12 protein-coding genes are annotated in these 12869 nt (G+C 43.8%); 11 read left to right on the forward strand and 1 reads right to left on the reverse strand.

The window, feature by feature from the left end; translation table 11 throughout:
* Positions 1–1017 precede the first annotated feature (1017 nt).
* From GVO62_RS13650 to ilvN, 6 genes are all read left to right on the forward strand, one after another.
* Positions 1018–3489 carry a TonB-dependent receptor gene (locus GVO62_RS13650; RefSeq protein WP_159119703.1) on the forward strand — a complete coding sequence of 824 codons (2472 nt, stop codon included), beginning with the start codon at positions 1018–1020 and terminating at the stop codon, positions 3487–3489.
* Between the two features lie 92 nt (positions 3490–3581).
* Positions 3582–5153 carry a tetratricopeptide repeat-containing sulfotransferase family protein gene (locus GVO62_RS13655; protein ID WP_159119704.1) on the forward strand — a complete coding sequence of 524 codons (1572 nt, stop codon included), beginning with the start codon at positions 3582–3584 and terminating at the stop codon, positions 5151–5153.
* Between the two features lie 144 nt (positions 5154–5297).
* Positions 5298–5759, forward strand: a complete 462-nt coding sequence (locus GVO62_RS13660; RefSeq protein WP_159119705.1) for a hotdog fold domain-containing protein — start codon at positions 5298–5300, stop codon at positions 5757–5759.
* 232 nt (positions 5760–5991) lie between these two features.
* Complete coding sequence (gene maoP, locus GVO62_RS13665; RefSeq protein WP_201282660.1) at positions 5992–6366, forward strand: DUF413 domain-containing protein; 375 nt, start codon at positions 5992–5994, stop codon at positions 6364–6366.
* A gap of 267 nt (positions 6367–6633) precedes the next feature.
* Complete coding sequence (locus GVO62_RS13670; RefSeq protein WP_159119706.1) at positions 6634–8352, forward strand: acetolactate synthase 3 large subunit; 1719 nt, start codon at positions 6634–6636, stop codon at positions 8350–8352.
* The gene (ilvN, locus tag GVO62_RS13675) at positions 8352–8849 is read left to right on the forward strand and encodes an acetolactate synthase small subunit (protein ID WP_105930498.1); all 498 of its coding nucleotides are present in this window, start codon (positions 8352–8354) and stop codon (positions 8847–8849) included. Before GVO62_RS13670 ends, ilvN begins: the two co-directional genes overlap by 1 nt.
* Before the next feature lie 131 nt (positions 8850–8980).
* Here the strand turns inward: ilvN and GVO62_RS13680 are convergent, their stop codons facing one another.
* Complete coding sequence (locus tag GVO62_RS13680; protein WP_159119707.1) at positions 8981–10039, reverse strand: hypothetical protein; 1059 nt, start codon at positions 10037–10039, stop codon at positions 8981–8983.
* 182 nt (positions 10040–10221) lie between these two features.
* On the opposite strand from GVO62_RS13680, the gene tatA reads away from it, so the two are divergent.
* Genes tatA through GVO62_RS13705 form a run of 5 tightly spaced genes read left to right on the forward strand, consistent with a single transcriptional unit; the run spans position 10222 to position 12861 of the window.
* Positions 10222–10461 (forward strand): Sec-independent protein translocase subunit TatA, encoded by a 240-nt coding sequence (gene tatA, locus GVO62_RS13685; protein ID WP_120963418.1) that lies wholly within the window; start codon positions 10222–10224, stop codon positions 10459–10461.
* On the forward strand, positions 10461–10760 hold the full coding sequence (tatB, locus tag GVO62_RS13690; RefSeq protein WP_012517066.1) for a Sec-independent protein translocase protein TatB: 300 nt from the start codon (positions 10461–10463) through the stop codon (positions 10758–10760). Before tatA ends, tatB begins: the two co-directional genes overlap by 1 nt.
* Positions 10761–11516, forward strand: coding sequence for a twin-arginine translocase subunit TatC (gene tatC, locus GVO62_RS13695; protein ID WP_105930492.1), 756 nt, complete (start codon positions 10761–10763; stop codon positions 11514–11516). It begins immediately after the preceding gene.
* 25 nt (positions 11517–11541) lie between these two features.
* Positions 11542–12084, forward strand: coding sequence for a hypothetical protein (locus GVO62_RS13700; RefSeq protein WP_159119708.1), 543 nt, complete (start codon positions 11542–11544; stop codon positions 12082–12084).
* Entirely contained in the window at positions 12085–12861 is a 777-nt protein-coding gene (locus GVO62_RS13705; protein WP_159119709.1) for a TatD family hydrolase, read from the forward strand.
* Positions 12862–12869 lie beyond the last annotated feature (8 nt).

Here is a 12869-nt window from a genome sequence, read left to right on the forward strand (position 1 = left end):
TTTTCAAACATCACGAAAATCTAAACATTTATAGATGGATTGGTGCGACCCCTTGATGGGCCCGCGACCGAGTGTCGGCCATTGTTTCGCAACGAGTTCAAATCTGTTTCCCGCTCCACATTTTTTAATATCATGAAAATCCAAACATTTGCAGTTGTACTAATGCGACCCCTCAATGGGCCCGCGACCGAGTGTCGGCCATTGTTTCGCAACGAGATCAAATCTGTTTCCCGCCACATATTTTCATATCTCATTAATCACATTCATCTGCTGAAGCCGTCCAAATCAATATAATAAGAAATACCAAGCTTCCTAAATACTACAAAACTGAAGACGAAGTGTTTTTAGATAGTATTAAAATTGTTGGTGACTGCAATAATGTGAAAGGAAAAGTATTCAGCTTTATTAGTAAAAATAAGGATATAACAATTGAGAATTTCGATTTTGCCCCCTTACCCGACTCTATGACAGCACAAGGAACAGTAAAGTGCAGAGATAGCAACCGCTTCAATCATTATATTGACCGCGAATAAATAACAGATAACTTCCAAAGCAGCCTTTCTTAATATTTCTATTACCGATTCTGGATATTAATTCGTTTTTCAATGCACTTAAATTGTGCATTTTTACAAGAATGGCTGATATGAAGCCTTAACTACCTGTTGTAAAATGGAAAAAACATTTGTTCCAATGTGTTTTTACTCTGTGCGTTTGCCTCACTATGCAACATTGGGTGGGAATAATTTCACATAAAGTGAATAAATACCCTGCTATTAACTGGCTTTTGCGACTTTTTATATTAGAATACACGCAAATTCCGGCATACATTCTGCTGAGTCTTGGGTTCCAGGCCCTTTTCAATGGATAGCATCAATAACAATAAAATTGCTATCAAGAACAGAATGAGCCGGTACGCATATTTACCTAATTTACGCTAAAAACGCTCTATCAGAAGGACTCTGTTTATCCAATGGAACGGGCCAGCGACTTTTAGCACGCTCATTTAAGAGAGAGAACATGCATAGTAAGAGTGCTCCTTTCCACATTTCTGCTGTAGCAGGCGCAGTATTGGCTGCTTGTTCAAGCCAAAGCGTATACGCCCAAACGGTTGAAGTAGACGAAAAACAAATCGAAAAAGTAGAAGTCACGGCTACCCGCAGGTCCGGCACGCTTCAAGAAGTACCCATCAACATTTCTGCACTTACATCTGACGTACTAGATCAGCAGAATATTGAAGATCTTGACGGCGTAGCGCGTTGGGTACCTGGTCTTACGGTTACTGATCAAGGTGGACGTAATGATTCTCCAATCATTGTGCGCGGTCTAAACACGAACTCATCAGGCCCAGGCTCAAATGGTGGCACGGTAGCTACCTATTTTGGTGATATTCCTCTTTTCCTAAATATGCGTCTTGTCGATGTCGATCGCGTCGAAGTTCTCATTGGGCCCCAAGGTACTCTTTATGGAGCAGGGACCTTGGGGGGCGCTATTCGGTATCTTCCAAAGAAAGTTGACCTAGAGTTTTTGTCAGGTGAAGTAACCGGTGATGTATTCAGCATCAGCGAAAGCGACTCGTTAGGCGGTGAAAGCAGTATCGTATTCAATGCTCCAATTATTGATGGCGAATTAGCAGTACGCGCGTATTTGAATTATTTCAACAACCCTGGCTTCCTTGACTACAACTACGTAGTAAGAGAAGGCGGTGTATCACTGCCCGATCCAGACTGGTCCAACGAAGAAGAGGTAAATAACAATCTACGCCGCGTTGAAGATGCCAATGGGGAAGATACATTAACAGGTCGCATCGCAGTGCGCTGGGCGCCCAACGATTGGTTTGACAGCACGCTGACTTATTTTTATCAAAAGCAGGACGTGGAAGGTCGCTCTATTACCCACTTCGACGCGCTGTCATCTGAAAATCCTTTAAGTGAAATAATAGGTAAATACGAGTCAGCTTATCGCTATGAAGAGCCTCGTGAAAAAGAAGATGAATTATTGAGCCTTGAAGTGAGTGCGGACCTTGGTTTTGCTGAGCTGGTGTCTGCAACGGGCTTATCTAACTTTGATGCAAACGGTCAACGTGACCAAACCGACCTTCTCATTCGTTTAGACTACAGCTATGAAGAATTTCCTGCGTTCTCAGCTTACACCGAAGAAGTAGAAGAGCGTGAAGTATTCACGCAAGAACTGCGCTTAGTTTCTCAGATCGGTGGTCCTTTATCTTGGATCGTAGGCGGTTTTTACTACGATTTAAACAGTGAAGGAAGCAGTAAAGAGTTTACGCCTAATTTTGATGTGTATGCCATTGACGTATGGGGTGTCGATGGCAACTATCGTCCTGATGCTCTAGAGTACTTTTCTGTAGATGAGAGTGATGTTACCGAAAAAGCACTATTTGGTGAGTTGTCTTACGAACTCACAGATGATTGGGATGTTACCCTTGGTCTGCGTGCATATGAATATGAAGTTTACTCTCGCTCGGCGGTAGATCTGCCATTGTATAACTCAGTATTCGAAGGCCGAGCGTCTGACTCTATCGTCCTAGATTATGGTGAGACAGAGGCTGACGATAGCGGCACGTTATTTAAGTTCAACACCAGCTACCAATTTACCACCAGTACAATGGGCTATTTGACCATTAGTGAAGGCTTCAGAATTGGTGGCGCGAATGGCGTTGGTGCTTGCCCTGATAATGTTGATGAACTGAACAACCAAATTGTGTGTGCTACTCCTGAAGAACAACTCTTTGAGGCAGACACCACCACTAACTATGAGCTAGGCGTTAAAACCAGTTTCTTCAGAAACAAACTTCAGCTTAATACGGCGCTATTCTACGTTGACTGGCAGGACCCACAGGTGTCGGGTGCTACAATCAATGGGCAGCAGCCAATTATCGTAAACGCTGAAGGCGCGGAGTCGAAAGGGGCTGAGTTCTCGATTCGCGGCATAATTGGCGACAATATCACTACTTATGCAACCTATGCCTACACACAAGCTGAGCTAACAGCAGATGCACCATTTCTATTCGGCGTATTTGATGATCAAGGTACAGAGCTTCAAGACTTTTACGATGGTAAAGATGGGGACCGCTTACCAGGAACAGCAGAACATCAGTTCTCTTTCGGTATTACCTATAGCCAAGAAGTATTCGACGATAAAATGCTTAATGTGAACTATGGTATTACTGCACAAAGCGATGTGTATACCACTGTAGGTCTTCGTCAAGATGGCGAGGCACTACCTGGCTATGCGGTAAGTAATCTTAATGCCACCATTTCAGATGAAGATTGGTCGGTAACCCTTTATATTGACAACTTATTTGATAAGTATGCGTTTACTTCAACACGTCGTAACGTAGGTGATATTGGTTTAGGCCAATTTAACGATACCCTAGATCCAAATGGTACAGAGTTACAGCGAAACTATGGCCATTACGTGTTAACGCCGCGTACCATTGGTTTGATGTTTAAGTATCAATTTGGCATGTAGTATAGTTACAGCATCACGAAGGTAAACAAAGGCGCTTATGCTAAACGTGTAAGCGCCTTTTTCGTATTTAACGGTTTTGAAAAAAGATAAAAATGAATACAAGGCAACTTCGCTTAGACGATGCTGTACGGTTTCTAGCCCAGAGAGATTTCAAACAAGCTCACCGCTGCTGTGTTGAAGTAATTCAACGCTATGGTCCGCATGCTCACGCCTATTTTCTGCTTGGTATTATTCATATTGAGATTGGACAAATAGAAAAGGCAATAGCCTTGTTATCGAAGTCTAATGAATTAGAAAAGCGTGCGATTACCTTTGCATACCTAGCAAAATGCTTTGCACTCAAAGGGGATATGCAGCAAGCGTTGGAGCGCGTGAAACAGGCGCCTGTTGAAAGTTTATCACGGGCCCTCGACTTGGATACCGTGGGTGTGTCGTTATCTAGGGTAGGGCTACATGATGACGCCACCGCATACTTCGAAAAAGCGTTAACGTTGGCGCCGGCGAACCCACAATACAATTACAACTACGCGGTAAGCTGTAAATTCGCCGGAAGGTTTGAACAAGCTCGAAAGTACTTTGAAAGAGCGATAGAAAACGAGCCTAATTTTTATCAGGCTCACTTTGCCCTGTCTGATCTCGGCGGTGTTACACCCGAGAACAATAATTTAGCTAGACTTGAGCCGTTAGTTGAAAAGGTAAAAGCAAATCCTGAAGCCCGTCTTCACATAGGGCATGCTCTAGCAAAAGAGTACGAAGCATTAGGTGAGTATACGCGGGCTTTTGAGGCACTTCGTCATGCGAAAAAGCCCCAGCAGGCGCGTAGTGAAAATACGCTGGAAGATTATCAGTCAATATTTAGGGTTCTTCATAAGAACTTGAAGTCACAGGTAAGCTTAGACTCCTGTTTAAATGGTGTTTCTAAAAGTGACGCCCCTATATTCGTGGTGGGTATGCCGCGCAGCGGTACAACATTGGTAGAGCGTATTTTAAGTCATCACTCCAGTGTTGCATCAGGAGGAGAACTGCAGGACTTTGGGGTTGCTGTTAAACAGGTAACTCAAACTAGCGGTCAGTTGGTGCTCGATGAATCTACAATTAAACAAGCGTATGAGAGTGATTTAGGCAAGATTGGAGAGCTCTATCTTCAGCGAACGGCTTTCCTTCGAAAAAATTCAAAGCACTTGGTCGACAAACTGCCGTTTAACTTTTTTTATATCGATCTTATTCGCAAAGCTTTGCCTAATGCAAAAATAGTGTGTTTGCTACGTCATCCTATGGATACTTGCGTGGGCAACTTTAGACAGTTGTTCTCAATCCATAGCCCATATTACGCCTATGCTTACGACCTCGAAGTCATTGGGCAACTTTATCTAAGCTTCGAAAAATGGGTACGAAAATTTGCCAACACCTATCCAGATGCTATTCGCCTGCAGTCTTATGAACAACTTGCACAAAACCCTGAGACACAGATTAGAGAGCTTTTAGCATTTTGCAACTTGCCATGGGAAGCACAATGTCTACGGGTAGAAAATAACAAACTTCCGGTGTCAACAGCCAGTAAAGTTCAGGTGAGGGAACCAATAAATACACGTTCAATAGGTCGCTGGGAACGTTATTCGTTGCAAACCGAAGCCTTGCGGAAGTCATTAGGTATTATCCAATAGAAAAGCGTAGATTGCGTTTGCAACCTTTTAACGTAACGATTATGTTAACGCTATAATTACTGGTCTAACCAGGTTGCTAGAGAGCCGTTGTGAGCGTATCGCGCTCTCGCATTAGTAATCTTAAGAAAAACGGCGTTAAAAATTATGTCAAAGAATTACGTACTTAATACCTACAACAAATTTCTAAAACTGCCCTTTGGTAAAAAGCTGTTTAGCTGGTATTCAGCTCGCAGAGCCCCTTATTTTGCTACCGTTTCGCCAGTTATCACTGATATCAAACCAAATTACTGTGAAGTACTCATCAAAAAACGCAAAGGGGTAGAAAATCATATAGGCACGGTTCACGTTATTGCTATATGTAATGGTTTGGAGATGGCTATGGGTTTCATGTGCGAAGCCTCAATTCCCAAGAACCTCAGGTGGATCCCCAAAGGTATGGAAGTGAAGTACCCAGCAAAAGCAGACTCTGATATTCGCTGCGTTGCTGAAGTGCCCGCTGATGCATGGAAACCTGGTGATCTACCTATTGCAGTAAAAGCATACAACGCGTCAGGTACTGTGGTTGTCGATGGTTCGATTACCGTTTGGGTAAGTGAAAAGCGCTAATAGGTTTTAAAGTATCACAAGGGCCGCATTTGCGGCCCTTTTTTTTAATGATTCAAAGGGAATTATTAAGTTTTTACGACAGGACGTTTAGAGTTTGACAGGAAAACGAAACCCAACTAAGAATAACGGTGTAAACGATTAAGGCGCTAAATCGGTAGTTTATTTCATTCAACTATTTTTGTGGCAATGTCCTGAGCATTTATTTCGGGTTTCCACGATTAAAGAGGTTAAGATGTCTGTGATCACAAAAGAGCAAGTTACCAGAAAACCCTTTGCAGATAAGAAACACTATCCTTATGGTTTCGCCCGCTCTGGCGACTTTTCCATAAATGAAAGTAAACTGCTTCAAACCTACGGAAGCTTGTTTGCGGCACTGGTGGATGGAAAGATAACGCCAGAGAACGATGAAGAACAAGCGTACTTGGAGTCGGCACTGGGACATCGCGAGCCCGGCACTCCACAAGAAAAAGCGTGGTTAAAATACCAATCGCGTATTAACAGACCGAAGACGACGAGTATATATGGTTCTAAAAAGCCTGCTGTCGACGATGTTGATGACGATGACATAAGCGATAACAGCGACCTTGATATCGAGCTTGATGATTAAGTGGTTGTGTTTATTCATTCCAACCGTCTACACAGAAAAATAAGAAGCCTAGTTTTTCTTTTGGTGTTAATTTTGTGTAAATATATATCCTACTTTTCGTGAAAATATTCATAACATCGAAATATTTATCCTAATTATTGTGATTATTGGGATATATATCTCACTTTTGCTGAATTTAGTGTTTTATCTTCCTATTACCTTAGTTATAGTCGGGGCATCGTCAACGTACGCTGACAAACCCCCCAACCCATTACAGGAGAAAGCACTGTGAAAATGATGTCGGGCGCAGCCATGGTGGTTGAAGCGCTAAAAGATGTAGGAGTGACACACGTGTTCGGTTACCCAGGTGGTGCCGTACTAGACATTTATGATGCGTTATTTGCGCAAGATGATGTCAAACACGTCCTCGTACGTCATGAACAGGCAGCCGCCCACATGGCGGATGGTTACGCACGTTCAACTGGCAAAACCGGCACAGTGCTCGTCACATCAGGTCCAGGCGCAACGAATACCATCACCGGTATTGCAACCGCATACATGGACTCTATTCCGATGGTTATTCTATCGGGGCAGGTGCCTTCAAAGCACATTGGTGAAGACGCATTCCAAGAAACTGATATGGTAGGGTGCTCACGCCCTATCGTTAAACACAGCTTTTTGGTAAAGCGCGCGGTGGATATTCCAGAAGCGATTGCTAAAGCTTACTATATCGCTAACACAGGGCGTCCTGGCCCAGTGGTAGTCGACTTGCCAAAAGATATTGTGAATGTGGCTGAAGAACATCCGTATGTGTTCCCAACAGACGTGACAATGCGCTCTTATAACCCAACCGAAAAAGGCCATCCTAAGCAGGTTAAAAAGGCGGTTGAGTCGTTACTTAAAGCGGAGCGCCCTGTACTTTATGTTGGCGGTGGAGCAGTAGCCTGCGATGCGTCAGCAAAAGTTATTGAGTTAGCTGAGAAGTTAAACGCCCCTGTTACCTGCACATTGATGGGCCTTGGCGCCATGCCTGGCACACATAAGCAGTTTATCGGCATGCTAGGTATGCACGGTACGCTTGAAGCGAACAAAACCATGCATAATGCCGATTGTATTATTGCATTAGGTGCACGTTTTGATGATCGTGTTACCAATAATGTAGATAAATTCTGCCCTCATGCAGATATTATCCACGTTGATATCGACCCTGCCTCAATCTCTAAAACCGTCAACGCGCATATACCAGTGGTAGGCTCGGTTGATAAGGTTCTTGACCAGATTCTCAGTCAGGTAAATAAAAAAGATTTATCAGGTCAAAGCGAAAAGCTGGCCGACTGGTGGCAGCAAATTGAGACCTGGCGTTCTCGTCAGTGCTTAAATTACAACCAAGGTGAAGAGGTAATTAAACCTCAGCGCGTTATCGAAGCCTTGTATAAGCATACAGACGGTAAAGCTTATGTAAGCTCTGACGTGGGTCAGCACCAGATGTTTGCTGCGCTTTATTACCCTTACGATAAGCCGCGTCAGTGGATTAACTCAGGTGGCTTAGGCACCATGGGCTTTGGTTTACCGGCTGCAATGGGCGTTCAGTTCGCGCATCCGACTTCAACGTCTGTAGTAGTCACAGGTGATGGCAGTATTCAAATGAATATACAAGAGCTATCTACCTGTTTGCAGTATAACTTGCCCATCAAGATCATCTCATTGAACAACCGCGCTCTAGGTATGGTTAGACAATGGCAGGATATGATTTACAAAGGGCGCCATTCACATTCATATATGGATTCAATGCCTGACTTTGTGAAGTTGGCAGAAGCTTACGGACATGTGGGCATTAAAGTAGACAAGCTCGATGAGCTAGACGCAGCAATGGAGAAATGTTTCAGCTACACAGATCGCTTAGTGTTTATGGACATAGCAGTAGACCAAAACGAACACGTATATCCAATGCAAATTAAGTTTGGCGCAATGGATGACATGCGCTTGAGCAAGACGGAGCGAACCTGATGAAACGTATTATCTCAGTATTAATGGAAAACGCCCCTGGCGCACTATCTCGAATCGTTGGTGTATTTTCACAACGTGGGTACAACGTCGACTCACTGTGTGTAGCACCAACCGACGACGCGAGTCTTTCGCGTCTTACGATCATCACTCACGGCGATGATAAAGTTATCGAGCAGATTACTAAGCAAGTAAATAAGCTTATTGACGTGCTTAAAGTGGTGGACCTAACTGAAGGTACACACATTGAACGTGAGCTGATGCTTATTAAGGTTGCAACGCGCACCGAATCAGTACGTGCTGAAGTTAAGCGCAATGCAGATATCTTCCGTGCGCGTATTGTGGATGTGAACGTAAACAATTACACCATTGAAATTACAGGCACCACAGATAAGCTAGACGCATTTGCTACAACGATGGGTCAATGTGCGGAGATTATCGAGTCGTCGCGCACTGGTGTATGTGGTCTTGCACGTGGTGATAGGGCACTTCGTCCATAGGGGCTTCCTTACCAAGTACGAATGATGAGAAAGGCTGTTTCACATAAACAGCCTTTTTTATTTGCATGATATTAAAGAATTTCGCTATAACAAGGTTATAAAATCAAGGGGCAGCTGGCTAACGCTCTAATTTAATTGCTGTTCCCATAATAGGCCTCTACCCTCAGTGCTGCCCCATATGAGGTTTTAAAATCTTCTTCGCGTAGCCACAATACGAAAGGTTCTACTTCAAAAAATAGCCATTCGCGAAGCGTGTTATTTCTCCATCTGAAACCAGCATAGACTTCTTCTACTCGATAATTAGGCTGACTTAACCCTTCTACCATTATGTGAGGAATAATTGCGTTATGCTTATCTACTGAAAACAAATGATGGACTTCGTGTCGCCACAGCCAATCATCAGTTTCATCGCGAAAGTAAAACCGATTGTTTTGCCGCACTAAGTGTTTTTTGTTTATTTCGTATTGGAATGCTGCGCCGAATTCAGCCCCTAGGCGGTCGCGGGTGTAGTAGTAAAGTTCTGCGTCATAAAGCATGGCCCATTGTTTAGAAAAAGCGAAAGCATCTCTGTATCTGGCCATACCGTAGAGCTGATCGCGGCGGCCTGCGCCAATTCGAAACGAGTAGTGAGAGTCTTGGTCGGGGCGAAAGCGAAGGGCGATTGTCGTTCTATCTCTATTATTATTCCCCGTTTCTCGGGCTGCACGGATGGTATTGGTTTGTGTCTCGTCTTCGTTATCGCTCAACAGTAAATCGACGCGTTCCTTTAATGCCGGTAGTCGCACACGAATGCGAAAGCGTAAATCTGTGTCTGACAGCATTCCACTTCTTGGCTCCCACGCTAACTGAACTCGACCCTCGGCTCTAGCCTCCTTTCTCTCTGAAGCGCCAAGTGCGTCAGAATTTTCAAACAAGCCATCAAGCTGCTTTACGGTGAAGTCCATGGTGTCTGTGAAACTGCGCTGCCAGATGTCAAACCATGCTTCGTCGTGTTCAAGTGATGAAGCATGCAGTACGCTATCCTCATCAAGGTTCTGAGAGGCTGCATTCTGAGGAGGCGCATCAAAATGGCTATAAGCTTCTTGCACACTGGTCGCATTTGCAGTGGATTTCACCGTACTGTCGGTAGGAACGTTAGTGAAAGGGGCAGTAAGCATCAAATGGCAATAGACCACAGTAAGACAAAGCATTGCTCACTAACTCCTTGTAAAAATGAGAATAGTTGAATGTTTTACTATTCGTGTTCAGTATACACAGAGCATGAATTGTCATAGACAAAACGTCAATCTTTATTCATCGGCGTAAATATTCAGGTGAAAGCATTGGCGTGCAGTGGCATACTGTATCAATCGTTGTTAGGGAGATAAATTATATGGGTGGTATTAGTATTTGGCAGTTGCTGATCATACTGGTTATCGTAGTGCTTTTGTTTGGTACAAAGCGACTAAAAGGCATTGGTACTGATCTAGGCGGCGCAATCAAAGGTTTCAAAAAAGCGGTCAGCGAAGAAGAGAAAGACGCGGACTTTGAGCAAAAGAAGCAAGTTGAAGAAAAGTCAGCCTCAGAGCCTGTTACAACGCAGACAAAGAGCGACGTTAAAGAAAAATCCTAATGTTTGATATTGGCTTTTGGGAGCTATTGGTTGTTGGCGTGTTGGCCCTTCTTATTTTGGGGCCAGAGAGACTGCCGGGTGCCATGCGCTCTACTATCAATACAATTCGTAGTGTACGAAATGTTGCAACAGGCTTTAAGCAAGAAGTTGAGCATCAGCTGCGCGTGCATGAACTGCATGAAAACTTGAAAAAAGCCGAGCAACAAGGGCTTAAAGATCTTTCACCTGAACTTGAACAAAGTGTCGATGAGCTTAAAAAAGCTGCAGAGTCGGTTCAAGAACCTTACAAAAAGCAATAGATGTCTGACGCTAACAACCTAATTTCTCATTTAATTGAACTGCGCAGTCGTATTCTCAAAGCGCTTTTGAGTGTACTCATTGTGTTTCTTTGTCTAGCTGCTTTTGCGCAAGATCTGTATCAGATTTTAGCTATGCCGCTGCTTGAGGCGCTGCCCGAAAATTCGAGTATGATTGCAACCGACGTTGCGTCTCCTTTCTTCGCACCTTTCAAACTTACGTTGGTTTTGTCATTTTTCATTGCCATACCCTACGTTCTCTATCAGGTGTGGGGGTTTGTAGCACCCGGTCTATATCGAAACGAGAAACGCCTAGTAGCGCCGTTACTACTTTCAAGTACACTACTTTTCTACGCAGGTATGGCTTTTGCGTATTTCGTAGTATTCCCCATCGCGTTTGCATTTTTTACCAGTGTCGCGCCCGAAGGAGTTACAGTAAGTACAGACATCTCCAGCTATTTAAACTTCGTATTGAAACTGTTTTTCGCATTTGGGGTCTCATTCGAGATACCAATCGCTATTATTTTAATGTGTTGGACTGGGGTCACCGACGCTAAATCACTGCGTGCTAAACGTCCGTATGTAGTGGTAGGGGCTTTTGTGGTTGGCATGTTGCTTACTCCACCAGATATTATCTCTCAAACGCTGCTAGCCATTCCAATGTGGTTACTGTTTGAGGTTGGCGTTATTGTAGGTGGGTTCTATGCAGGTAAGAAACCCAGCGATGAGACGCCTTCTGAAACCACTGACAACACATAAAAGTTATAAAAAGAAAGGAATAAAAATGAAAACTCGACTGCTTTCTGTTGCCACTTTGCTATGTGCTTTTAGCGCGTTTAACGTATCGGCCGAATCGATTGGCGATGCTATGGAGAAATGCCGGAATACAGATAACAGCTTAAAGCGTTTGATGTGTTATGACAAAGTGGCTAAATCATTGAACCAGTACGACGGTGTTGATGCGCAAATTAATCAGCTTCAAGCGTATAAAGGGGCGAATGGCAATGACGTGAGTTCTCCCTCGGTGCCATCGGCGCAAATGCCTAGCGCGCCAGCTAAACCGAAAAGTGAATTTGGTTTAGAGCATAAACGCGATTTAACAAAAGAAGCGTCTGAGATCGCGGTAACCATCGATTCATTTAAGAAAAACCTCCGCGATAAGTACGTCATTACTTTCAGTGATGGTTCTCAATGGCAGCAGACTGATGATACCTACATGAAGCTTGAGGAAGGTCAGGTGGTTTCTATTGAACGCGGTCTATTAGGTGCTTTCTTCCTAAGTGTAGAAGACCTAAATAAACGTATGAAAGTGAAGCGCGTTAAGTAAATGTCTTGGTTTGATGGTGGCGTCAATTTGCTAGACAGGCGATTTGACGCTGACGAGGTTATTCAGCGTGCTAAGGATGCTGGTGTCGATAAGCTGTGCATTATAACTACCCATCCAAAAGAGTGGGAGAGCGCTATTGCGCTTTACAACCAATATCCGAATGAGTGCTGTTATACCATTGGCGTGCACCCTCATAACGCTAAAGACGTGTCCGAGAAAGACTACCCTCTTTTACGCGAATTAGCGCAGCAAGAAGGGTGCGTTGCTATAGGTGAGTGTGGACTGGATTTTAATCGAAACTTTTCACCCCAGTCCGTACAGCGTGATGTCTTCGAAGAGCAATTAAAAATAGCCGCCGATGTCAATTTACCTGTGTATTTGCACGAAAGGGACGCGTTCAGTGAGCAGTTGTCACTTTTAAATCGGTACATGCCGAATATAAAAGGCGGTATCGCACACTGCTTCACCGGCAGCACTGAACAATTAAAGCAATACTTAGCTTTGGGCCTTTATATTGGCGTTACCGGCTGGGTATGTGATGAAAAGCGCGGTGAAGAACTGCGGGGCGCGGTAAAGCATATACCTTTGAACCGTCTTGTTTTAGAAACTGACGCACCATACCTTTTTCCAAAAACTTTACGACCAAGAAAACGCAACAATGAGCCAGCGTTTCTACCCCATATAGGTCAACAATTAGCAGAATATCTGCAGGTAGACACTGAAAAGTTACGTATTAGCAGTTATGCTAATACTTGTGAGTTGTTTTCTCTCAGTTAACCCTAGGT

The organism is Alteromonas sp. KUL150 (assembly GCF_009811475.1).
In the GTDB taxonomy this organism is placed as follows: Bacteria; Pseudomonadota; Gammaproteobacteria; order Enterobacterales; family Alteromonadaceae; genus Alteromonas; species Alteromonas gracilis.

Excerpts from the sequence above, each read along its gene's own strand:
- GVO62_RS13650 (WP_159119703.1), top strand. The coding sequence starts at position 1,018 with ATGCATAGTAAGAGTGCTCCTTTCCACATTTCTGCTGTAGCAGGCGCA.
- GVO62_RS13655 (WP_159119704.1), top strand. The coding sequence starts at position 3,582 with ATGAATACAAGGCAACTTCGCTTAGACGATGCTGTACGGTTTCTAGCC.
- GVO62_RS13660 (WP_159119705.1), top strand. The coding sequence starts at position 5,298 with ATGTCAAAGAATTACGTACTTAATACCTACAACAAATTTCTAAAACTG.
- maoP (WP_201282660.1), top strand. The coding sequence starts at position 5,992 with ATGTCTGTGATCACAAAAGAGCAAGTTACCAGAAAACCCTTTGCAGAT.
- ilvN (WP_105930498.1), top strand. The coding sequence starts at position 8,352 with ATGAAACGTATTATCTCAGTATTAATGGAAAACGCCCCTGGCGCACTA.
- GVO62_RS13680 (WP_159119707.1), bottom strand. The coding sequence starts at position 10,039 with ATGCTTTGTCTTACTGTGGTCTATTGCCATTTGATGCTTACTGCCCCT.
- tatA (WP_120963418.1), top strand. The coding sequence starts at position 10,222 with ATGGGTGGTATTAGTATTTGGCAGTTGCTGATCATACTGGTTATCGTA.
- tatB (WP_012517066.1), top strand. The coding sequence starts at position 10,461 with ATGTTTGATATTGGCTTTTGGGAGCTATTGGTTGTTGGCGTGTTGGCC.
- tatC (WP_105930492.1), top strand. The coding sequence starts at position 10,761 with ATGTCTGACGCTAACAACCTAATTTCTCATTTAATTGAACTGCGCAGT.
- GVO62_RS13700 (WP_159119708.1), top strand. The coding sequence starts at position 11,542 with ATGAAAACTCGACTGCTTTCTGTTGCCACTTTGCTATGTGCTTTTAGC.
- GVO62_RS13705 (WP_159119709.1), top strand. The coding sequence starts at position 12,085 with ATGTCTTGGTTTGATGGTGGCGTCAATTTGCTAGACAGGCGATTTGAC.